We start from the raw sequence: 19,274 nt of genomic DNA on the forward strand, positions 1-19,274 counted from the left end.
CCGGGTTCGTGCCACGGCCTGAACGCCGGAGGACGTCGACGGTCTCGAATCAGTAACGTGTGGCTCCGTCAGCGAATCCTCAGGAATCCCTCGGAGCCTCACATGCCTCGTCTACGACTCGCAGCGGTGGGAGCAGTGATCATGGCCGCTCTGGCTTTTGCCGCCGGCTGTTCTCACGAAACGCACCCGACCGCGGCCTCGTGGCATGCGTCCTCCGGGTCCGGTTCCTACCCGGGCATCACGCCCAGCGCCGGCCCCTCTGCTTCGTCGGGCCGCCCGGTCTCCCGCCCGGTTTCTTCGCCGCCGCCCTCTTCGCCGGCGCCCGCGTCTCCGTCGGCGTCCGCGTCGTCCTCTTCTCCGGCTCCCGCCATCATCCGCTCCACCGGTGGCGCCACGGTCGCGCTGACGTTCGACGACGGCCCGGGCCCGGACACCCCGACGATCCTGAAGATGCTCCGCGAGCAGGGCGTCAAGGCGACCTTCTGCCTGATCGGGGTGAACGTCCAGGAGTACCCGCAGTACGTCCAGGAGATCGTCAAGGACGGCCACACCCTGTGCAACCACACCTGGAAGCACGACGAAGCCCTGGGCAAGAAGTCGGCCGACGTCATCCGAGCCGACCTGCAGAAGACCAACGACGAGATCCACAAGGCCGTGCCGGACGCCCAGATCAAGTACTTCCGCCACCCCGGCGGCAACTTCACCCCCGCGGCGGTCCAGATCGCAGCGGACCTGGGGATGAAATCGCTGGGCTGGAGCGTCGACCCGTCCGACTGGAACATCAAGAAGTGGTCGGGCCAGCAGATGACCAGCCACATCTGCTCGAACGTGAGGAACAACACGAAGCCGGGCTCGATCGTCCTGTCCCACGACGGCGGCGGCGATCGCAGCGCCACGGTGGCCGCGTACAAGACCCTCCTCCCGGAGCTGGCGAACAAGTTCACCCTGGTCGCGATGCCTGTCTGACCCTTCGGCGCGCCGCTGGTGGATACCCATTTGGAGAACGCGCGAGGGGTCACGTATGCTCTGAAAGCCTCCGGCGGGGCCGGATGGGAGCAACACCGCACGACTCGCGCGATATGCGATGATTGCGGGGCCGCCCTCATCGTCTAGCGGCCCAGGACGCCGCCCTTTCAAGGCGGTAGCACGGGTTCGAATCCCGTTGGGGGCACGTGGTACCACATGTTCATAGCTAGGTCCTGTGGAGCAGTTGGAGTGCTCGCCGCCCTGTCAAGGCGGAGGTCGCGGGTTCAAGTCCCGTCAGGACCGCTTCGCCCCTGTTGTTGTGGGGCTCTGGGCAGGTAGCTCAGTCGGTACGAGCGTCCGCCTGAAAAGCGGAAGGTCGGCGGTTCGACCCCGCCCCTGCCCACAAAGCTCTTCGCCGGGCTTTACAAACCCCGACCAGCGGCAACGCGGTCGGGGTCTTTGTATGTGCGCATGCTGCCATCACGACCATCCGTGTAGCAACGACGACCCCGCGGCGGCGGACGGTCGGATCTGTATAGCGTTCGCTATACTGGCATCCGTGACCACACCGGAGTGGGACATCTACGTCGTGAACGAAGTCAGCGCGTGGATCGACGCACTGGACGATACGACTCATGACCGAGTTACCCAGGCACTCGACGCCCTTGCGGAGGGAGGCCCGAGCCTCGGCCGGCCGCTCGTCGACCGCATCGCCCACTCGACGATCGCCAACCTCAAAGAGCTCCGTCCTGGCACTGTGCGCATCCTGTTCGTCTTCGATCCGTGGCGCTCCAGCATCCTGCTGGTTGCCGGCGACAAGGCCGGACAGTGGAACGCCTGGTACGAGGAAGCCATCCCACTTGCCGAGCAACGTTACGAGACTTACCTGAAGGAACGGGCACAAGAGGAAGGTGACCAGCGATGAGCAGCTACGTGCGCTGGAGTGACATTCGGGCCGAACACGTCGAACGTGCAGGCGGCGAGGAAGCCGTCGCGGCCGGCAAGCAGCAGCTCCTCGCCGAGGTGCTCGGGCATCGGCTGGCCGAAGTCCGCAAGCAACGTGGCCTCACCCAGCAGGAGGTCGCCGACCGCATGGGAGTCACCAAGGGACGCGTGTCTCAGATCGAGCAGGGCCAGGTGTCAGGTCAGGACGTGATCTCCCGTTTCGCCGCGGCTCTCGGAGGACGCCTCCACCAGGCGATCTACTTCGACGATGGCAACATCGCGGCTATCGCCTGACCCACGCGCCGTGTAGCGACGCGTGTAGCAACGGCCGCACACAACCGCGCTCAGCGCCGATCCATGCCGGACCAGATCGCGGCTCCAGATCGCCAGCAATACAGGGCTGCGCAGACCTGAAAAGCGGAAGGTCGGCGGTTCGAGCCCGCCCCTGCCCACAAAGCTCTTCGCCGGGCTTTACAGACCCCGACCAGCGGAAACGCGGGTCGGGGTCTTTGTCGCTCGCCACCGTCCACGGCTTTTTTTCAGGACGGCTTCCGCTCATACCCGCACTCGTCGTGAATCCAGCGATCGAGGTAGGCCGCTCTGCCGTGCTGCGTCTCCACGGCTGCCAGCCACTCGGCGGCTGCCTGCTTCATGTGGCGGACCGCGGCGGCGTCCTGCTCCGGCGAACCCCTGCCCGGAGCGTCCATCTCATCTGTCAGAGCTCCCCAGATGAGATGGAGAGACGCTGGCACCTCGGCGATGTACCCGCCTTCAGGCGTCTCGGACATCGCGCTCATGGTCAAGCCCAGGAACCCGATACCCGCATCGTAGGTTGGCTGACCCTCGTCCGCCTCCCGCACGAGGCACGCCTGGTTCGCGGTCGCTGCGAGGAAGTCCTCTGGCCCGGCTTCCGGGTGCCATCTACCTGCCACGGCGCACAGTATGCGCTCAAGCCTGACGGCGTTTAGTGTGCGACGACGGCGACATCGCAGCTATCGCCTGACGACATCGCGCCGTAGCAACGCGTGTAGCGACGGCGCTGTACGGCGACGAGCAGCGATACGAGACTGACCCGAAGGAACGGCGCAGGAAGGGTGGCCGGCGGTTGAGCAGCTATGTGCGCTGGAGTGACATCCGGGCCGAGCACGTGGAAAGTGCGGGCGGCGAGGAAGCGGTCGCGGCCGGCAAGCAACAGCTCCTCGCTGAGGCCCTCGGGCATCGGCCGGCCGAGGTTCGCAAGCAGCGTGGTTTTACCCAGCAGGAGGTCGCCGACCGCATGGGCGTCACCGAGGGCCGCGTGTCGGGCCAGGACGTGGTTGCCCGGTTCGCGGCGGCGCTCGGTGGGCGCCGCCATCAGGCGATCTCCTTCGACGACGGCGACATCGCGGCGATCGCGTGATCCTCTCCGCTCGGTGGCAACGCGCGTGGCGGGCCGTGAAGCGCTTCGTCGGGCTTTCAAAAACCCCGACCCGCTCGTCGAGCCCGTTGGGCCCGGCGCTGCCCAACGGGCTTGTCATCAAGGTCCAAGCCGCCGCCGACGCGCCGTTCACGGTGATGTTCGAGCCGACCGGGATGTCGTATGACCTGGCCGGTGGGGAGTCCATGACGGCCGTCGTGGAGAACGCGGCCGACAACGCGATCGAGATCTTCAACTGGAACGGCGGCATTTCGATTGTCCCGCCGGGCAATGTCACGACCTATGACGCCGCCGGCAACGAACTGAACTTCCTGAACTGAACCCGGCTAGGTACGGCGATGAGCAGCCACGTGCGGTGATTGCATCAGGGGTCCACCGAGGCGGGTGCCCCGGACCGGTGCGAAAGGGCGCCGGTCCGGGGCATCGACGTTCAGGCCAGGACGGTGAAGCGTTCCCAGTCGCCGACCTCGGTGCGGTTGGCGATCAGCGTGCCGCCGTTGGTGAGGTCGGCGGTCACGTACTTGCCGTTCGCGTTGGCGCGCAGGGATTGCAAGCCGTCCGCGTAGCCGATTTTGAACAGTTCCCAGTCGCCGACCGAGGTGCGGTTGGCGATCAGGGGCTGGTTGCCGCCCGCCTCCGCGGTGACGAAGCGGTTGTTGGCGTGGGAGAGCAGGGCGATCCAGCCCTTGCCGGCGTCGATCTGGTCGTACGTCTCCCACTGCCCCGGGCTGCGCCGGTTCGCGATCAGCGGGCGGCCGCCGGCCGACTCCGCGGAGATGTACTTGACGTAGCCGTTGGAGGCCGAGAAGGGATGCTTGTTCAGGCCGGACTCGCTCGTCGGCCGGTAGAACTGCTCCCACGCGCCGACGGCCGGGCGGTCCGCGGTCAGTGGGGAGCCGCCGTTGTTGCTGCTGAGGTACTTCCCGGTCGTGGTCGAGCGCAGGGCGAACGCTCCATTGAGGGTGTCGACTCGCTGGAAGCGCTCGGCAGCCGAACCGTTGGCGGTCAGGCGGGTCGTGGCCGGGTCGACCGTGACGTACTTGCCGTTGGCCTGCGAACGGAAGCCGATGTCGCCGCCCACGTCCACCAGGTCCAGGCGCTCCCAGGTGCCGCCTACCGAAGCGCGGTTGGCGATCAGGGGCTGGCCGCCGCCGGCCTCGGCGGTCACGTACCGCAGGTTGCTGCCCAGCAGCGCCGTCGTCGAGAGCTTCGGGAACGCGGAGACCTGCCTTGTGGTGCTGTCGGTCAGGCCGGCGGCATCCGTGACGGTCAGCTTGACCGTGTAGACACCGCCGTGGCCGTAGACCTTGCCGTTCTGCGGGCCCGCCGTGGTCACGACGTCGCCGTCGAAGTCGCCGAAGTCCCAGGTGTACGAGGTGATGGGGGTCTGGCCGGGAACCGAGGACGACGCGTCGGCGTTGAAGGCGCCCAGGTCCACGAGGAGGGAGACGGTGAAGCTCGCCGTCGGTCCGGTCGCGGCGGCCGCCGGTAGCGCGCCCGCCGTGACCGCCAGGCCGACCGCGGCGACCGTGGTCGCCAGGCCGGTCCAGAGTCGGATATGCACGGCCGAAAGTATGCAAGATCCAAGGCGCCTGCGCAGCCCCCGAAGCTCGACAATGCGTGGGGGCTGTCAGAGGATGTGGTTCCGCTCTCCGAACGCCGGTAGGTGCCGTGACGATCCCCGAACCGGCCGCTGCGACCATTCCGCAGCAGCGTCCGCCGGACGAGCGCGCCCCCGAGCCGGTGGAGCGGCCGATCGCGGCCGTCTGGTATCCGCCGCTGGAGCTTCCGGTCGCACCCCGGCGGAGCTATCTGTGGCCGATTCTCGCCGTGCTGGCGGTGGCCAGCATGCTGATCACCGTCGGCGGTGGGGCGGCCGCTGCGGTCATGCTGCGGGGGTACGGCAACGCCCCCACCAACGTCGCCTGGGTCAGCGGCGACGTCAAGGCCATCGACGCCGTCCTCCAGCGCCGCGGCGATGCCGTGCGGCGCAAGGATCAGGCCGAGTGGATGGCCGACGTGGACGGTACCGACGCGGGCTTTGTCAAAAAGCAGCAGCAGCTCTTCGAGAACCTGACCCGGCTGCCGTTCGCCGAGCTGGGGTTCGAGCGGGCGCAGGTCTCAGCGCCCAAGGCGGCCGCGTTTCTGCCCGACGAGCTGTTCCGGCGGTTCCACGCCGCCGTGCGGATCGTGCCGGTGACCGTGCGGCATCGCATCGACGGGGTGGACAGCAAGCCCGTGGCGACGCCGTGGCTGGCCGTTTTCGCGTACGGCGGCGGCAAGTGGCGCATCGTCGGCGACGGGGCCGGCAAAGACCTGCCCACCGGGGAGGCCGGCCAGCCCTGGGACGCCAAGGGGCCGATCACCGTCGTGCGCAGCGACCGGGTCGTGGCCGTGCTGTCAGCCAACGCGGACGGAAAAGCCAACGCGGGCGGGGACGGCGGGCGGGGGCTGCTGGAGCTGGCGGAGACGGGGCTGAAGCAGGTCGCCGCGGTACGCCCCGGCGGCTGGGACGGCAAGGTCCTGATCACGGCCGTCGGCGACCGGCAGATCTTCGACACGTACTTCGCGGAGTCGCAGGACCGGGTGGCGCAGGTGGCCGCGATCGCCGTGCCGTACTACTCGTCGGTGGCGGAGTGGACGAACCGGCCCACGTACGCGACCACGCGCATCGTGTTCAACCCCAGCGAGCTCTCCGCGGCCAAAAGCGAGCTGCAGCACGACCTGACCCACGAGTTCACGCACGCCGCCATGGGTCCCGTCACCGGGCCGTACACGCCGCGCTGGGTCGTCGAGGGCTTCGCCGAATACGTGGCCTATCGCGACGGCCGCTTCAACCCGGCGGGCATCCGGGAGGCGCTCGGGAACCTGGTGCCGGCCTCGTTCCCGGACGACAAGCAGTTCTACGAGGAGCCGCGCAACTACGTGACCGGGTGGCTGGCGTGCCGGATGATCGCGGACACGTACGGACAGGACAAGCTCATCGCCTTTTATGAGGGCTTCATGCGCATGTCCGAGGTCGACTCGGTGGCCCGGGACGTGCTCGGCGTCGGGCGGGACCGGCTCGAGCAGCAGTGGCGGGACTACGTGGAACAGCAACGGCGCGGGTGATCGGACCACCCGCGCCGCTCGTACCGAAAAAGCCTTACGCCGTCGCCGGGGGCATGCCGCCGTCGCCGTCGACGACCGCTTCCGGCGTGCCGTCCTGGTCGAGGTCGCTCATCGTGATGTCGACCTTGCCGTCGCCGTTGGTGTCGAACTGGAACAGGTCCGCCTTGCCGTCCCCGTCGGTGTCGACCGCCCAGAGGTCGGGCTTGCCGTCGTTGTTCGTGTCCCCGACAAGAAGCTCCACGCGCTCGTCGCCGCGGGTCTCGACGGTCTCGTTGTCGGTCATCTGGTGGTCCTCTCACCTGACTAGGGGTAATCGGGGTTCACGGTAGGCCCTGGGGCGGCAACGCGCGAGCCCAGAAGGTCGACACTGCCAGACCTTGACGGTCAGACCTTGACGCCCGAGGTCACCAGGGACTTGATCGCCATCGCGGACTCGTCGAAGCCGATCACCAGGATGCCGGTCGCGCCGAAGCCCTTGATCTCCCCGGCGATCGGGTCGAAGAGCTTCGGGCCCTCGGCCTTCTCGTACTTGTCCTTGGCCTCGTACTTCTTGACCAGGATGTTCTCGGGCCGGATGCCGGCCGCCTGCAGGTCCTTCTGCACGCCCTCGGCCAGGCCGCTGCCGTAGTTGTCGTCGCGGGCGATGATGGCCACCTTGGTGTGCCCGTCCCGCATGATGATGTCGGCGACCGCCTTGGCCTGCAGGTTGTCCGGCGGCGAGGTACGGAAGAAGAAGCCCTTGTCGTCGACCTTGGTGAGCGCGTCCGAGGTCGCGGACGGCGAGATCATGATCCGGCCGGCCTGGGCGATCGCGGGGATCACGGCCGCGCTGACGCCCGAGGCCCCCGCGCCGATGATGACGCCGACGCCCTGGGCGATGAACTGCGCGGCGGCCGCCTTGGCGACCTCCGGGTTCGTGCCGTCGTCGCCCTCCACGACCTGCACCGGCTGGCCGAGCACGCCGCCGGCCTCGTTGATCTCCTTGATGGCCAACTTGGCCGCGGCGAACATCGGCGGACCCTGGAACGCGAGCGCGCCGGTCTTGGGCAGCAGCAGGCCGTACTTCAGCGGCGGTTTCTGGTTCTTGTTGCCCCCGGTCGTCGCGGCCGGCGCGGGCGGAGCGGTCTTGTCCTCGCTCTGCTGGTCGCCGGCGCCGACGAACTCGGTCTTGGCGTCGTCGATCTTGTTGCTGGTGCCGAAGTTCAGCACGCCGTACATGGCCGCCGAGGGCTCGCCGACGGACGTGAAGCCGCTGCTGCGCATCGAGATGCCGCGGTACTTGAAGTCCTTGCCCGACTTCGCCGCGGTCAGGCAGGCCGACACGGTGTCGCAGGTGTTGTCACCGGTCGTCACGCCGACGATCTGCTTGGCGATGACGGCCGGGTCGGAGGACTTGCCGGTCTCGGCGGCCAGCGCGGCGATCACGACGGCGTCGTAGGACTCGCCGGAGTAGTTGAAGTCGGTGAGCGTCGGATCGATGCTCTTCACGCGCCGTTTGAAGTCGTCGCTGAGCGGCGTGAGCGGGGTTGTACCTTTCATGCCGTTCAGGACCGCCGGGGAGTCCTTGAGCGCGTCGCCGAACGAGTTGGCCATGTTGCCGTCGGTGCCGTACAGGCGGATGTCGGCCGAAGGGACCGCATCCTCGTCACTCTTCGTGCCGGAGGCGCAGCCGGATGCGGCCAGCAACACTCCGATCGCCGTGATCGCAGCACCGATGGCGGTGGCCGATCGTGCACGCATGGGCTTCTCCTCCCCAAAGGCCTCCGCAAAGGTCCGTGCGCACCTTAGCGCGGGCACGGCCCGGGTTTCAGCGGGGGCGCGGGTACTCTCCTCGCTATGCCAGATCAAGAGTCCGAGGCCCAGAGCCAAGCGCCGGGTGGCCTTTCGATGGAGGGCCATCTACCCGAGCGGATGGGGATCGTGATCCTGGAAGCCTCGCCCGAGCGGGTCGTCGCCACCATGCCGGTCGAGGGGAACACCCAGCCGTACGGTCTGCTCCACGGTGGCGCCTCGGTCGTGCTCGCCGAGACGCTCGGCTCGATCGGCGCGGCCCTGCACGCCGGCCGGCTCTACAACGGCATCGCCGTCGGCATCGAGGTCAACGCGACGCATCACAAGTCGGCCAAGAGCGGTCTGGTGACCGGTGTGGCCACGCCGCTGCGGCTCGGGGGCATGATCGCGAGCTACGAGATCGTGGTCACGGACGAGGACGGCGAGCGCGTCTGCACCGCGCGGCTGACCTGCGCGCTGCGGCGCGGGTGAGCCGCGGGTCACCCGCGCAATACCCGAATGTGCACAGCCGGGCTTGACGTCGCGACATACGGTTGCGGCGTGGATGACCCGGGAGACGAGACATATCAGGACGCCGCCCAGGTCCTGGCCTCCGCGCTCGCGGGCGACGAGGACGGCGTGGCCCACACCTTCGACGAGGTGGTGGGCCGGCGCGGCATGAGCGCCGCGTACGACGTCGCGTGGCGCCTCGCCGGCGAGATGGTCGGCGACAACCTGGCCCGCGGCCCGTGGCGCCTGGACTTCCCGGACATCGACGACGCCAACTACGACAAGCGCTGGGTGGCCCGGTTCGTCAGCGCGTACGTCAACGAGGACGTCCCGAGCGCCACGGCGCTGTTCACCGTGGCGCTGGTCGACGGCAAGCTGCCGGAGTGCCTGCTGACCCTGGCCGGGTCCGCGGTGGCGACCCTCAAGCGGCGCGGAGCCGCCTGAGCGCTAACCGCGGGTCGACAACTCCGCGGTCAGCACGTTCGACAGTACGGCGCCGTCGTTGCGCACCTGCCGCAGGTACCAGCGCTGCAGCGGCGTGCGGGTCTGGGTGAACTGCCAGCCGCCGCGCGGGCTGTCGATCTGCCCCAGCCGGCCGATCGCCGCGTTGAGCTGGAACGAGTCGAGGTTGCGCGTGGCGTCCGTGATCGCCTTGTCCAGCACCGCGGCCGCGTCGTACGACGACATCGCGAACGTCGACGGCACCGTGCCGTAGGCCTTCTGGTAGTCGGCGATGAACCGGCGGTTGGCCACGTTGTCCAGGTCCGGCGAGTAGTTCAGCGCCGTGTAGATGTCCTTGGCCGCGTCGCCCTGCTGCTTGAGCACGTAGCCCTCGGTGAGGGCGCCGGTGCCGAAGAGCTTGAAGTCGCCGGGGAACTTCGCGTTGCGGTAGGCCTTCACGAACTCGATCGCCGAGGCGCCGCTGAAGAGGGCGTACATGGCCTTCGCGTTGGACGACTTGACCTGGTTGAGCATGGCCGTGAAGTCCTTGCTGCCGTACGCCACGGTGCGCGCCTGCCCGGCGACCGTGCCCCCGGCGCTGCGGTAGCTCTCCACGAAGCTGGCCACGTCATCGTCGTCGCCACCGGGGCCGGTCTGGCCGACGATGGCGAGCGGCCCGCCGGCGTTGCCCGCGGCCCAGCGCGCGATGGCGGTGCCCGGCTCGTCCGAGACAAAGGAGGTGCGCCAGATGTACTTCGGCCCGAGCGCCTGCAGCGCCTTGGGCGCCGCGTTGGAGCCGATCAGCGGGATCTTGCCGTTCTCGACGTCCTCGCGCATCGCGAGCATCGCGGCGGGGTTGGCGACGCCGGTCATGGCGAGCACCTTCTCGTCCTTCATGAGCTTGTTCGCCGCGGCCTTGCCGCTGTCGGCGGTCTCGCCCTCGTCGGCCTTGACCAGGGTCACCTGGCGGCCACCGAGCCGGCCGTCGTGCTGGCTCAGATAGAGCGAGAAGCCGTTGTCGAGCTCGTTGCCGAAGTCCTTGAACATGCCCGTCTGCGGGACGATCATGCCAATTTTGATCGGGGGCCCGCTCGGGACGGCCGTGCTGTCGGACGAGTCGTCGGAGCTGCTGCATGCGGACAGGATCGGCGCGGTCAGGCCCGCCGCACCCGCGGCCGCGAACAGCCGGAGTGCCTGACGGCGGTTCAGGTGGGACACGTGCTTTTCCTCCCCGGGACCCCGCAAGACGCGGGCGTCGACTGCCCGCGCTCTCGCGAGCCACGAGCCTACAACCCACGGTGCGTTCTACCGCCATCGCGCCGGACAGTCAATCGGTGTCCGCGGCCTCGCCCCTGGTCAGTGTGCCGAATGCGGCGAGCACGGCGGGCCACGCGCGCGACCCGGGATCGATGACCCCGAAATGCTCGACGTCGGCCAGCTCGACCAGCGTGGCGTCGTCCCCGGCCCGGCGCGCCGACCGGCAGTAGTCGCGGCTCAACTCCACCGGCACGATGTCGTCGAGCGCGCCGTGCACGATCACGGTCCGTACACCGGACGGCAGGTTCCGCATCGGATCCGCCGACCGATAGGCGTCCGGCACGGTGTCGGGGCCGCCGCCGAGCAGGTCGGCCACCGCGCCCTCGTCGAGGTCGAGCTGGTAGGCGCGGGCCAGATCGGCCACCGGGGCCAGCGCGACCACCCCGCCGACGGCGTCGGGCGCGACCGCGGCGTACCAGAGCGCGAGGTGCCCGCCCGCCGAATGGCCCGCCAGGATCGGCCGATCGACCGACACCGGCAACAGCCCGCGGTGCGCGACCTCCTTGGCCAGTTGATCCGGCACCGCCACGGCCGCCGCGGCCACGTCCGAGAACGTCCCCGGCCAGCCGCCGCCGGGCTGCCCGGTGCGCCGGAACTCGATCGTCGCGACGGCGTACCCGCGGGCCGCAAGGTCGGCGGCGAGCGGCCCCGCGTGCGCCCGATCCCACTGATGGCGCCAGAACCCGCCATGCACAAAAAGCACGAGCGGCGCATCCGGTACTGCGGGCAGGCGCACGTCAGCGACATGATCCGGATGTTCGCCGTACCGCAGCGTGAAGTCCGGCGGCGGGGCCGGACGACTCAGTACGTCCCGCGGATCACTCGTCACCGGCAGACGTTATCGCGTCACGAAGGGTGGCAACAGGGGCCGGATCGGCACCCCTTCGTGGTTGTCGGCGGGAGGCGTGGGTAAGACTTGGAGGCATGGCAGAAGAGGCGCAGGACGAGTCGCGCACCGTGCTGGTCGTCGGCCCCGACGGGCGGCCGCTGGGGACGATGTCCACCGGCGACGACGAGAACGCGGAAGACCCGAGCAAGCTGATCGAGCAGCCGGCCAAGGTGATGCGCATCGGCAGCATGATCAAGCAGCTGCTCGAGGAGGTCCGCGCCGCCCCGCTCGACGACGCCGGCCGGAAGCGGCTCAAGGAGATCCACCGCCGCTCGATCACCGAGCTGGAGGACGGCCTCGCCCCGGAGCTGCGCGACGAGCTGGAGCGGCTGTCGCTGCCCTTCGACGGCGACAGCACCCCGAGCGAGGCGGAGCTGCGCATCGCCCAGGCCCAGCTGGTCGGCTGGCTGGAGGGCCTCTTCCACGGCATCCAGGCGGCCCTGGTGGCCCAGCAGATGGCCGCGCGCGTGCAGCTCGAGCAGATGCGGGGCCGACCGGCGCTCATGGGCGGCCCGGGCGGCACCCCCGGCCAGCCAGGCGGCCCGACGCCGTCCGGCACCGGCCAGTACCTGTAACCACCCGGCGAGGCGGGTCCGATCGGTGGATCGGGCCCGCTCAGAAGCCGAAGAGGCGCTCGAGGTACTCGGCGACGCCGTCGTCCTCGTGGCTGTAGGCGGTCACGTCGTCCGCCGCCGCCCGGACCGCCGGATGGCCGTTCGACATGGCGACGCCGCGGCCCGCCCAGGTCAGCATCGGCAGGTCGTTCGGCATGTCGCCGAAGGCCACCACCTCCGCGGCCGCGACCGAGTGCGTCCGGGCCACGCGGGCCAGGGCCGAGGCCTTCGTGACGCCCGCCGCCGAGACCTCCACCATCCCGCTCGACGACGAGTTCGTGGCCTCCGCGATGCCGGTCAGGCAGGCGCCCACCCGGGCCGTGAACTCGTCCGGGGCCTGCACGCCCGCCCGCACCAGGAGCTTCGCCGCCGGGCGGGTCAGGATCTCCTCCAGCGTCGCCGGGCCCACCGACTTGTGGTCCGCCTCCCACGGGCCGACCGGGAAGTCGGGCTCGTGGCGCATCTGGCGGCCCCCGTCGCGCTCCACCGCGAAGACCACCTCCGGCACCTCGGCGCGCAGCCGGGCACAGGCCTCCGCCAGGACGGAAGCCTCCAGCGGCGCGCTGTGCACGATGGTGTCGGTGGCCGGGTCGTACGTGGCCGCCCCGTTGGCGCAGATGGCCAGCGCGGGGATGCCCAGCTGGGAGTACACGGGAAAGATCCACCGAATCGGGCGGCCGGTCACCAGGACGAAGACCACGCCGGCCTCGTGCAGGCGCCGGAAGACCTTGACCGTGCGGGGGCTCACGGTGCGGTCGCTGCGGACCAGGGTTCCGTCGAGGTCCGTAGCTACCAGTTTCACAACTTCAACATAGCGTCGAGGTACGTCGCCACGCCGTCCTCGTCGTTGGTGAGCGTGGTCTCGTCGGCCAGGGCGCGCAGCTGCGGGTGGGCGTTGGCCACCGCGACGCGGCCGAAGCCGGCCCAGCGGAACATCGGGATGTCGTTGGGCATGTCGCCGAAGACCAGGACGTCGCCCGGGTCGATGCCGAGGGCCGTCGCGACCACCATCAGGCCGGTGGCCTTGTCGACGCCGGGCGGGCAGATCTCGATGTACCCGAGGCCGGCCTGCGTGACGGTGGCCATCTCGGCCGGGATGATCCGCTGCGCGGTGGCCAGCAGTTCGTCGACGTCGCAGGCGGGGTGGCGGGCGAAGCCCTTGATGACCGGGCCGGTCAGGCACTCGGCGCGGACGCGGGCCTCGACGGCGTCGTAGCGCCAGTTGGGGTCGGCGTCGCCCCAGAGCGGGGCCTCGTGGTGGTCGCCGGCCTCGATGAGGACGGACAGGGGGCCCATCTCCCGTTCCAGGCGGGCCAGCACGTCGGCGAGCACGGCGCCGGGGAGCCGCTCGTCGCGCAGGACGACCGGGTGCTCGGGCTCGCGCATGTCGAGGACCCGGCTGCCGCCGCCCATGACGAGGAAGTCGGCCGCGGGGATGTCGTGGCGGACGAGCCCGGTGAGGCGCGGGCCGCGGCCGGTCGCGCCGACCACGTGGATGCCGGCCGCTCTGACCCGCTCGAGGACCTCGCGCGTGTATGCGCTCACCGTCTCGTCGCTTCGCACGAGCGTGCCGTCGAGGTCGGTGGCGATCAGCTTGGGGAGGCCTGAGATTCGCATCGTTGCTGCTCCTTCCGCACGAGCGGGGCAGCAACCGTACCTCTCGGATCTCGACCGGTGACAGGCTGCGAATAAAACTCGACCGAACGTTTACTGGAACGTCGGCGGTACGGGGGTCACCGTGAGCTCCAGCGGCTCGCCCGTCGGCGGCTCGTCGACGGCGCGGCGCGGGCCGAACAACAGCCCGCCCGCCGACGGCACGCGCACGGCCACCACCAGGGCGGCGGCGAGCACAAGGGCCGTGGCGTAGGCCAGCAGATACCCGGGACCGGTCTCGGACTGCGGATTCACCATCAGCAGGAACGAGAAGTCGCCGTTGCCCATGTGGTCGATGACGCTCTTGAGCCCGACCAGCACGAGCACGTTCGCGGCGAGCAGGCCGCCCGCGACGCCGCCGCCGATGCGCCGCGCGGCCGGGCCGGCGACCGCCAGCACGACGGCGATGGCGGTCAGCGCGCCCGCGAGTGTGAGCAGGTAGACAGTGACGTGGGCGCCGCTCAGGTACGTCAGCGGCACATCGACCGACCGCTGGACCGTCGCGTCCGGGGCGAGCACCGCGTCCTCGTCGGCCAGCGCCGAGCGCCCGCCGAGGGCGAAGGAGCCCCAGGGCAGGTACTGCGCGGCGATCGCGAGCCCGAACCCCACCGCCAGCAGCGAGAGGGCGAGGATGTTCGGGCGTCGGCGCACAGACGGTACCGAATCAGGATCTTCTGCTCTTGGCACCTCGACCGGTGCGGGAGCGAGGATCTCCGGCATGGATGCGGGCTGCTCAGGCATGCCCCGCATCGTAGAGCCCGGACGTGCCGGACGGGGCCTGCGCACGGGCGCGGCCGATCGCGATCAGCCCGCACGCGAAGCCCAGCGGTGGCAGGGACGCGAGGCCGAGCCAGCCGCCCGCGGCCGCCCGGCCCTCGGAGGTCGTGATCAATCCGACGACCACGAAGGCGGTGAGGACCGACAGGATCGGGCCCGCCACCCCGGCGAACTTGCGGCCGCGGCCGACGCCCATCGCCGCGGTGCCCAGTAAGGCCCAGAGCGAACAGAGGAACAACACGTACCAAAGTCCGTGTGGCAGGTTGAGGATCGTGGTCGCCCCCATCCACGGCACCACGATGGAGGCACCCCCTCCGAGCAGGCCGAACAGCGCCAGCCAGCCGCCGATCAGCACCAGTTTGCGCTGCATCGCCATTACTCCCATCCGTTCGCCGGGCTCATCCCACGGCAGACACGGAATGGACTAGCGTCTGGTTCATGCCTACTCGCACTTCATCCGCCCGCTGGGAGGGAGACCTCCGGTCCGGCAACGGCACGGTCTCCACCGGCTCGGGCACGTTCCAGGGCAACTACTCGTTCCCGTCCCGTTTCGAAGAGGGCAAGGGCACCAACCCCGAGGAGCTCGTGGCGGCCGCGCACGCCGCCTGCTACTCGATGGCGCTCTCCAACGGCCTCGCCAAGGCCGGCTTCACCCCGACCTCGGTCGAGACCTCCGCCGCGGTGCACCTCGGCCAGGTCGACGGCGGCTTCGCCATCACGCGCATCGACCTGACGACCCGCGGTGACGTGCCGGGCATCGACGCCGCCGAGTTCGAGAAGCAGGCCCAGGACGCCAAGGCCGGCTGCCCGATCTCCAAGGCCCTCGCCGCCGTCGAGATCACGCTGGACGCTCAGCTCGTGTGATCTTCTGATCTTTCGCCATTCGTTGTTGAGAGGGTTCCCGTTTTCGGGGACCCTCTTCGCATGCCGGTGCGGATGAGCAAGGAGCGCTTCGAGGAACTCGTCGGGGAGGCCCTCGACGAGGTGCCCGAGGAACTCCTCGACCTCATGGACAACGTAGTGATCCTGGTCGTCGACGACGCGCCCCCGGAGGATCCGGACCTCCTGGGGCTCTATGAGGGGCACGCGCTCACCGAGCGCGGCTGGGACTACGCCGGCGTCCTGCCGGACCGGATCTCGATTTACCGTAAACCGATCCTCGCCATCTGTGACGATGAGGACGACGTGGTGGAGGAGGTGGCGATCACGGTGGTACACGAGATCGCCCACCATTTCGGCATCTCCGACGAGCGCCTGCACGCGTTGGGCTGGGACTGATAGCCGACTTTTGGGGTCCCGACCTCAGTGACCGATGGTCGGACTTGCGTCAACCATCTACCGTCACTGTGCGGTTCAAAGTGCGTCTTCGAGAGGACTACCCATGCGCAGTGCGCTGTTCGCCGCCGAAAACATGGAGAAGGAGTCGCAACAGCCCGGGCTGCGGTTGCAGAACTCCAAGCTGCTCAAGGCCGAGCTCAACGGCGAGATCATGGCTCGCCAGGGCTCGATGGTCGCGTACCAGGGTCAGGTCCAGTTCCAGGCGCTCGGCTCGGGCGGCATGGGCAAGTGGCTCAAGTCCAAGCTGACCGGCGAGGGCGTGCCGCTGATGAAGTGCAGCGGCCGCGGCGACGTCTTCTTCGCCGACCGGGCCGCCGACGTGCACCTCATCGACCTCGAGCAGGGCGACGCCATCTCGATCAACGGCGCGAACGTGCTCGCGTTCGAGTCGACGCTGCAGTACGACATCAAGATGGTCCAGGGCATGGGCATGATGTCCTCGGCCGGCCTGTTCAACTGCGTCTTCACCGGCCGCGGCCGGCTCGCGATCACGACCAAGGGCACCCCGGTCGTGCTGACCGTCGACCAGCCCACGTTCGTCGACCCGCAGGCCGCGATCTGCTGGTCGGCGACGCTGCAGACCGGCTACCACCGCGCCGACCAGATCGGCCTGGGCACGCTCATCGGCCGTTCCACCGGTGAGGCTTTCACGATGAGCTTCGCCGGCCAGGGCTTCGTGGTCGTGCAGCCGTCGGAGGAGCCCCCGCCCGGCGCGGCGAGCGGCCAGCAGCAGCAGGGCGGCGTCCTCGGCGGCCTGCTCGGCGGCTGATTCCCATCAGGTAACGGCCCCGCCACCAGGAGGTGGTGGGGCCGTTCACGTTCGCTACGCTGCCGGGCGTGCGAGGTGACATCTTCAAGGCCGAGAACATGGCCCAAGCTCCGACCCAGGCAGGCATGAGCCTGCAACACTCCAAGTGCGTCAAGTACGCCGTCAACGGCGAGGTCCTGGCCCGCCAGGGCGCAATGGTCGCGTTCCGTGGCAACCTCGGGTTCGAGGTCAAGAGCCAGGGCGTCGGCAACTTCCTCAAGCGCGCGGTCACCGGCGAGGGCGTGTCCCTCATGGCCGTGCGCGGCCAGGGCGAGGTCTGGTTCGCCTCCGGCGCGGCCGACTGCTTCATCCTGGACATCGAGCCCAACGACGCCCTCTCCATCAACGGGCGCAACGTGCTGTGCTTCGATCCGTCGCTGCGGTACGACATCCAGATGGTCAAGGGCGCCGGCATGTTCGGCGGCGGCCTGTTCAACTGCGTGTTCACCGGTCAGGGCCGGCTCGCCATCGTCTCCGAGGGCGCGCCGATCGTGATCCCGGTCAGCCCGCAGGCCCCGGTCATGGTCGACACGGACGCCATCGTCGGCTGGTCCAGCAGCCTGCAGACGAGCATCCAGAAGAACCAGAGCCTCAAGTCGATGCTGCGCGGCGGCTCGGGCGAGCTCTTCCAGCTGGCGCTGCACGGCCAGGGCTTCGTGATCGTCCAGCCCAGCGAGGGCAAGCCGGCCCCGGCCCAGCAGAGCAGCGGCGGCATCCTGGGCAGCGTCCTCAGCGGCTGACCGTCACGCGCCTCGCACCACGCCCCGGTGAGACCTCCGATGAATGCGGTACCTCAGGCGGTCTCACCGAGGCGGATGCGGGACAGCCACGCCGCCGCGTCGGCGAAGTCGGCGTCCGCCAGGCCCGGAGCCGGAGGCGGCGGCGGGTCGCTGTGCGGCGCCCGCGGGTAGGAGCCCAGGAAGCGCACGTCGGCGCAGATCCGGCGCAGCGCCTGCAGCGCCTCACCCATCTGCAGGTCGGCCACGTGCCCGCCGCAGTCGAGGAAGAACACGTAGCGCCCCAGCCGCTCCCCCGTCGGGCGCGACTCGATCCGGGTCATGTTGATCCCGCGCACCGACAGCTCGGTCAGCACCGCGAGCAGCGCGCCGACCCGGTCGTGGGCGATGTACACCGCCAGCGTCGTCAGATCGTCGCCGGTCGGCGGGGGCGGCGTCCCGGGCCGGGACACCAGCGCGAACCGGGTCATCGCGTCCGGGTTGTCGGCGATGTCCCTGGCCAGCACGTGCAGCCGGTAGCGCTCGGCCCCGATCTGGGCGCAGATCGCCGCGTCGAACTCGCCCTCGGCCGCCCCGATCGCCGCCGCCGCGTTGGACAGCACGTCGACCACGGCCGCCCCGGGCGCGTGGGTGCGCAGCCAGGTGCGGCACTGGGTGCCGGCCTGCGGGTGGGCGGCGACCGAGCGGATCTCCGCCAGCGGGCGGGCCTCCCGCGACGCGAGCACGAACTGCACGGGCAGGATCACCTCGCGGGTGATCATGAGCGGCTCGCCGTTGGCCAGCTCGTCGAGGGTCACCCCGACCTGGCCGCCGATGGAGTTCTCCAGCGGCACGAGCGCGGCGTCGGCGTCGCCGTTGCGCAGCGCGTCGAGGCACTCGGGGACGCTGCGGGCGGCCGTCAGCGCGCCGCGGGCGGCCGCCGGGATGGTCTTGAGCGCCTGCTCGGAGAAGGTGCCCTCCGGACCCAGGAACACGAACCGCGTGGGTGGCACACCAGGCATGGTTCCCAGCCTAGTGACCGCCCCGGCGGGCCGGATCACTGGTCGGCGCAGTCCACCGCATCGAGGAAGGCGGCGGGGGCGGTCGCGCGCACCTCGACGGTGCAGGGGGCGGTGCCGGCGGTCACCACGGTGAGCGCGTTCGGGCTGCCCTTGGTGATCACCTGGAGCGGCTCACTGCCCGTCACGTTCAGCACGGTGTACTGCCACACCCCCGAGCACACCGGCTCCTTCTGCACGGACACGCCGTTGCCGGCGGGCAGGTTCGCGCGCACCTTGCGCACCGCCGCGATCACCTGCGCCGAAGTCGGACGGCCGGCGCAATAGGTCACGTACTGCTCGGAGAACCCGCTCGGGCTGGGGCTGGCCGTGGCGCTCGGGACCGGGGCGGTGGTCGTCTCCGGGAGCGGCGGCAGCACGGGCACGAGCGGCTCCTGGCTGAGCAGGCTCGGCTTCACCTGGGGCGGCGCGGTCTGGGCGGTGTCGTTCCGGCACGCGGACAGCAGGAATCCAAGGCTGACGATGGCCAGCACGGCGGCCCCGGTTCGCATGCGCCCATCGTAGGAGCGCCGGAACGGCCTTGGAAGTCAGGTCGTGACGCGATGGCCGGCGGCGCTCAACGCGGCCAGGGCCTCGTTCATCCGCACCGCCGGGACCAGCAGATAGTCGGTGTCGAAGGTCGAGAAGGCGAAGATGTTCACCCGCGCGTCGGCCAGCGGCGAGACGATCGAGGCAAGGATGCCCGTCAATGCCAGCTGCACCGGCCCGGCCACCCGCAGGCAGCGCCACGGGGTCTCGACGGTCGCCCCGGCCGGCGCCCGCTCGGCCGGGCAGAGGATGGAGACCTCCTCCGGGGTCCACGTCACCGAGATGACGCCCTCCCCGGACGCGCCGGCCTCGGCCAGGCCCGCGGGCACGGCGGATCCGGCCGGCAGACGGCAGATCGCGTAGTCGCCCGGCAGGAGCGCAAGGTCCAGCATGAC

26 protein-coding genes and 3 tRNA genes are annotated in these 19,274 nt (G+C 69.9%); 16 read left to right on the plus strand and 13 right to left on the minus strand.

Going from position 1 to position 19,274, the window contains the following annotated elements; genetic code table 11:
* Positions 1-141: 141 nt before the first annotated feature.
* The 6 genes from ACQPZ4_RS50300 to ACQPZ4_RS50325 all read left to right on the plus strand — a co-directional run bounded on the left by ACQPZ4_RS50300 (position 142) and on the right by ACQPZ4_RS50325 (position 2,205).
* Complete coding sequence (locus ACQPZ4_RS50300) at positions 142-966, plus strand: polysaccharide deacetylase family protein (protein ID WP_433053725.1); 825 nt, start codon at positions 142-144, stop codon at positions 964-966.
* 132 nt (positions 967-1,098) lie between these two features.
* Positions 1,099-1,171: transfer RNA gene (locus ACQPZ4_RS50305), tRNA-Glu, on the plus strand.
* Positions 1,172-1,195: 24 nt separating this feature from the next.
* Positions 1,196-1,269 (plus strand) — tRNA-Asp (locus tag ACQPZ4_RS50310).
* A 26-nt stretch (positions 1,270-1,295) separates the two neighbouring features.
* Positions 1,296-1,369: transfer RNA gene (locus ACQPZ4_RS50315), tRNA-Phe, on the plus strand.
* Positions 1,370-1,525: 156 nt separating this feature from the next.
* Positions 1,526-1,891 carry a type II toxin-antitoxin system RelE/ParE family toxin gene (locus tag ACQPZ4_RS50320; RefSeq protein WP_433053728.1) on the plus strand — a complete coding sequence of 122 codons (366 nt, stop codon included), beginning with the start codon at positions 1,526-1,528 and terminating at the stop codon, positions 1,889-1,891.
* Positions 1,888-2,205 (plus strand): helix-turn-helix domain-containing protein, encoded by a 318-nt coding sequence (locus ACQPZ4_RS50325; RefSeq protein ID WP_433053732.1) that lies wholly within the window; start codon positions 1,888-1,890, stop codon positions 2,203-2,205. Before ACQPZ4_RS50320 ends, ACQPZ4_RS50325 begins: the two co-directional genes overlap by 4 nt.
* A 245-nt stretch (positions 2,206-2,450) precedes the next feature.
* On the opposite strand, the gene ACQPZ4_RS50330 is transcribed toward ACQPZ4_RS50325, so the two are convergent.
* Positions 2,451-2,843: a hypothetical protein gene (locus tag ACQPZ4_RS50330; protein WP_433053735.1), complete on the minus strand. Its 393-nt coding sequence runs from the start codon at positions 2,841-2,843 to the stop codon at positions 2,451-2,453.
* Positions 2,844-3,016: 173 nt separating this feature from the next.
* Here ACQPZ4_RS50330 and ACQPZ4_RS50335 point away from each other — a divergent pair, with 173 nt between their 5' ends.
* A complete protein-coding gene (locus ACQPZ4_RS50335) occupies positions 3,017-3,310 on the plus strand; it encodes a helix-turn-helix domain-containing protein (protein WP_433053738.1) in 294 nt (97 codons plus the stop codon).
* A 35-nt stretch (positions 3,311-3,345) separates the two neighbouring features.
* Positions 3,346-3,648 (plus strand): hypothetical protein, encoded by a 303-nt coding sequence (locus tag ACQPZ4_RS50340; RefSeq protein WP_433053741.1) that lies wholly within the window; start codon positions 3,346-3,348, stop codon positions 3,646-3,648.
* Positions 3,649-3,758: 110 nt separating this feature from the next.
* On the opposite strand, the gene ACQPZ4_RS50345 is transcribed toward ACQPZ4_RS50340, so the two are convergent.
* Positions 3,759-4,892 (minus strand): PKD domain-containing protein, encoded by a 1,134-nt coding sequence (locus tag ACQPZ4_RS50345; RefSeq protein WP_433053744.1) that lies wholly within the window; start codon positions 4,890-4,892, stop codon positions 3,759-3,761.
* A gap of 107 nt (positions 4,893-4,999) precedes the next feature.
* Here ACQPZ4_RS50345 and ACQPZ4_RS50350 point away from each other — a divergent pair, with 107 nt between their 5' ends.
* Complete coding sequence (locus ACQPZ4_RS50350) at positions 5,000-6,439, plus strand: hypothetical protein (RefSeq protein WP_433053747.1); 1,440 nt, start codon at positions 5,000-5,002, stop codon at positions 6,437-6,439.
* 34 nt (positions 6,440-6,473) lie between these two features.
* On the opposite strand, the gene ACQPZ4_RS50355 is transcribed toward ACQPZ4_RS50350, so the two are convergent.
* Positions 6,474-6,722: a hypothetical protein gene (locus ACQPZ4_RS50355; protein WP_433053750.1), complete on the minus strand. Its 249-nt coding sequence runs from the start codon at positions 6,720-6,722 to the stop codon at positions 6,474-6,476.
* Positions 6,723-6,823: 101 nt separating this feature from the next.
* Entirely contained in the window at positions 6,824-8,179 is a 1,356-nt protein-coding gene (locus ACQPZ4_RS50360) for an ABC transporter substrate-binding protein (protein ID WP_433053753.1), read from the minus strand.
* Positions 8,180-8,275: 96 nt separating this feature from the next.
* Between ACQPZ4_RS50360 and ACQPZ4_RS50365 the strand changes: the two genes are divergently transcribed.
* On the plus strand, positions 8,276-8,701 hold the full coding sequence (locus ACQPZ4_RS50365) for a PaaI family thioesterase (protein ID WP_433053756.1): 426 nt from the start codon (positions 8,276-8,278) through the stop codon (positions 8,699-8,701).
* Positions 8,702-8,770: 69 nt separating this feature from the next.
* Complete coding sequence (locus ACQPZ4_RS50370; RefSeq protein ID WP_433053759.1) at positions 8,771-9,163, plus strand: hypothetical protein; 393 nt, start codon at positions 8,771-8,773, stop codon at positions 9,161-9,163.
* A 3-nt stretch (positions 9,164-9,166) separates the two neighbouring features.
* Here ACQPZ4_RS50370 and ACQPZ4_RS50375 read toward each other — a convergent pair whose 3' ends face one another.
* Positions 9,167-10,378, minus strand: coding sequence for an ABC transporter substrate-binding protein (locus ACQPZ4_RS50375; RefSeq protein ID WP_433053762.1), 1,212 nt, complete (start codon positions 10,376-10,378; stop codon positions 9,167-9,169).
* A gap of 109 nt (positions 10,379-10,487) precedes the next feature.
* A complete protein-coding gene (locus ACQPZ4_RS50380) occupies positions 10,488-11,306 on the minus strand; it encodes an alpha/beta hydrolase family protein (protein WP_433053765.1) in 819 nt (272 codons plus the stop codon).
* Positions 11,307-11,401: 95 nt separating this feature from the next.
* Between ACQPZ4_RS50380 and ACQPZ4_RS50385 the strand changes: the two genes are divergently transcribed.
* Entirely contained in the window at positions 11,402-11,941 is a 540-nt protein-coding gene (locus tag ACQPZ4_RS50385; RefSeq protein ID WP_433053768.1) for a bacterial proteasome activator family protein, read from the plus strand.
* 40 nt (positions 11,942-11,981) lie between these two features.
* Here the strand turns inward: ACQPZ4_RS50385 and ACQPZ4_RS50390 are convergent, their stop codons facing one another.
* The 4 genes from ACQPZ4_RS50390 to ACQPZ4_RS50405 all read right to left on the minus strand — a co-directional run bounded on the left by ACQPZ4_RS50390 (position 11,982) and on the right by ACQPZ4_RS50405 (position 14,786).
* Complete coding sequence (locus ACQPZ4_RS50390) at positions 11,982-12,782, minus strand: HAD family hydrolase (RefSeq protein WP_433053773.1); 801 nt, start codon at positions 12,780-12,782, stop codon at positions 11,982-11,984.
* Entirely contained in the window at positions 12,779-13,597 is an 819-nt protein-coding gene (locus tag ACQPZ4_RS50395) for an HAD family hydrolase (RefSeq protein ID WP_433053777.1), read from the minus strand. The genes ACQPZ4_RS50390 and ACQPZ4_RS50395 overlap by 4 nt, the downstream gene beginning before the upstream one ends.
* Before the next feature lie 90 nt (positions 13,598-13,687).
* On the minus strand, positions 13,688-14,374 hold the full coding sequence (locus ACQPZ4_RS50400; protein ID WP_433053780.1) for a hypothetical protein: 687 nt from the start codon (positions 14,372-14,374) through the stop codon (positions 13,688-13,690).
* Complete coding sequence (locus ACQPZ4_RS50405; protein WP_433053782.1) at positions 14,367-14,786, minus strand: hypothetical protein; 420 nt, start codon at positions 14,784-14,786, stop codon at positions 14,367-14,369. The genes ACQPZ4_RS50400 and ACQPZ4_RS50405 overlap by 8 nt, the downstream gene beginning before the upstream one ends.
* A gap of 62 nt (positions 14,787-14,848) precedes the next feature.
* Between ACQPZ4_RS50405 and ACQPZ4_RS50410 the strand changes: the two genes are divergently transcribed.
* The 4 genes from ACQPZ4_RS50410 (at position 14,849) to ACQPZ4_RS50425 (ending at position 17,296) form a co-directional block, all read left to right on the plus strand.
* Entirely contained in the window at positions 14,849-15,274 is a 426-nt protein-coding gene (locus tag ACQPZ4_RS50410; protein WP_433053785.1) for an OsmC family protein, read from the plus strand.
* A gap of 66 nt (positions 15,275-15,340) precedes the next feature.
* Positions 15,341-15,688, plus strand: a complete 348-nt coding sequence (locus ACQPZ4_RS50415) for a metallopeptidase family protein (RefSeq protein ID WP_433067099.1) — start codon at positions 15,341-15,343, stop codon at positions 15,686-15,688.
* Between the two features lie 103 nt (positions 15,689-15,791).
* Positions 15,792-16,517, plus strand: coding sequence for an AIM24 family protein (locus ACQPZ4_RS50420; RefSeq protein ID WP_433053788.1), 726 nt, complete (start codon positions 15,792-15,794; stop codon positions 16,515-16,517).
* A gap of 68 nt (positions 16,518-16,585) precedes the next feature.
* Positions 16,586-17,296, plus strand: coding sequence for an AIM24 family protein (locus tag ACQPZ4_RS50425; RefSeq protein WP_433053791.1), 711 nt, complete (start codon positions 16,586-16,588; stop codon positions 17,294-17,296).
* 53 nt (positions 17,297-17,349) lie between these two features.
* On the opposite strand, the gene pheA is transcribed toward ACQPZ4_RS50425, so the two are convergent.
* The 3 genes from pheA to ACQPZ4_RS50440 are packed head-to-tail and all read right to left on the minus strand — an operon-like array spanning position 17,350 to position 19,271.
* A complete protein-coding gene (gene pheA, locus ACQPZ4_RS50430; RefSeq protein WP_433053794.1) occupies positions 17,350-18,294 on the minus strand; it encodes a prephenate dehydratase in 945 nt (314 codons plus the stop codon).
* Between the two features lie 35 nt (positions 18,295-18,329).
* Positions 18,330-18,842: a hypothetical protein gene (locus tag ACQPZ4_RS50435; protein WP_433053797.1), complete on the minus strand. Its 513-nt coding sequence runs from the start codon at positions 18,840-18,842 to the stop codon at positions 18,330-18,332.
* Positions 18,843-18,878: 36 nt separating this feature from the next.
* On the minus strand, positions 18,879-19,271 hold the full coding sequence (locus tag ACQPZ4_RS50440) for an ACT domain-containing protein (protein WP_433053800.1): 393 nt from the start codon (positions 19,269-19,271) through the stop codon (positions 18,879-18,881).
* Positions 19,272-19,274 lie beyond the last annotated feature (3 nt).

Origin of the sequence: Dactylosporangium sp. CS-033363, from assembly GCF_050942475.1 — a bacterium.
GTDB lineage: Bacteria > Actinomycetota > Actinomycetes > Mycobacteriales > Micromonosporaceae > Dactylosporangium.

Excerpts from the sequence above, each read along its gene's own strand:
- ACQPZ4_RS50300 (WP_433053725.1), top strand. The coding sequence starts at position 142 with ATGGCCGCTCTGGCTTTTGCCGCCGGCTGTTCTCACGAAACGCACCCG.
- ACQPZ4_RS50325 (WP_433053732.1), top strand. The coding sequence starts at position 1,888 with ATGAGCAGCTACGTGCGCTGGAGTGACATTCGGGCCGAACACGTCGAA.
- ACQPZ4_RS50355 (WP_433053750.1), bottom strand. The coding sequence starts at position 6,722 with ATGACCGACAACGAGACCGTCGAGACCCGCGGCGACGAGCGCGTGGAG.
- ACQPZ4_RS50360 (WP_433053753.1), bottom strand. The coding sequence starts at position 8,179 with ATGCGTGCACGATCGGCCACCGCCATCGGTGCTGCGATCACGGCGATC.
- ACQPZ4_RS50365 (WP_433053756.1), top strand. The coding sequence starts at position 8,276 with ATGCCAGATCAAGAGTCCGAGGCCCAGAGCCAAGCGCCGGGTGGCCTT.
- ACQPZ4_RS50385 (WP_433053768.1), top strand. The coding sequence starts at position 11,402 with ATGGCAGAAGAGGCGCAGGACGAGTCGCGCACCGTGCTGGTCGTCGGC.
- ACQPZ4_RS50395 (WP_433053777.1), bottom strand. The coding sequence starts at position 13,597 with ATGCGAATCTCAGGCCTCCCCAAGCTGATCGCCACCGACCTCGACGGC.
- ACQPZ4_RS50400 (WP_433053780.1), bottom strand. The coding sequence starts at position 14,374 with ATGCCTGAGCAGCCCGCATCCATGCCGGAGATCCTCGCTCCCGCACCG.
- ACQPZ4_RS50405 (WP_433053782.1), bottom strand. The coding sequence starts at position 14,786 with ATGGCGATGCAGCGCAAACTGGTGCTGATCGGCGGCTGGCTGGCGCTG.
- ACQPZ4_RS50410 (WP_433053785.1), top strand. The coding sequence starts at position 14,849 with ATGCCTACTCGCACTTCATCCGCCCGCTGGGAGGGAGACCTCCGGTCC.
- ACQPZ4_RS50420 (WP_433053788.1), top strand. The coding sequence starts at position 15,792 with ATGCGCAGTGCGCTGTTCGCCGCCGAAAACATGGAGAAGGAGTCGCAA.
- pheA (WP_433053794.1), bottom strand. The coding sequence starts at position 18,294 with ATGCCTGGTGTGCCACCCACGCGGTTCGTGTTCCTGGGTCCGGAGGGC.
- ACQPZ4_RS50435 (WP_433053797.1), bottom strand. The coding sequence starts at position 18,842 with ATGCGAACCGGGGCCGCCGTGCTGGCCATCGTCAGCCTTGGATTCCTG.
- ACQPZ4_RS50440 (WP_433053800.1), bottom strand. The coding sequence starts at position 19,271 with ATGCTGGACCTTGCGCTCCTGCCGGGCGACTACGCGATCTGCCGTCTG.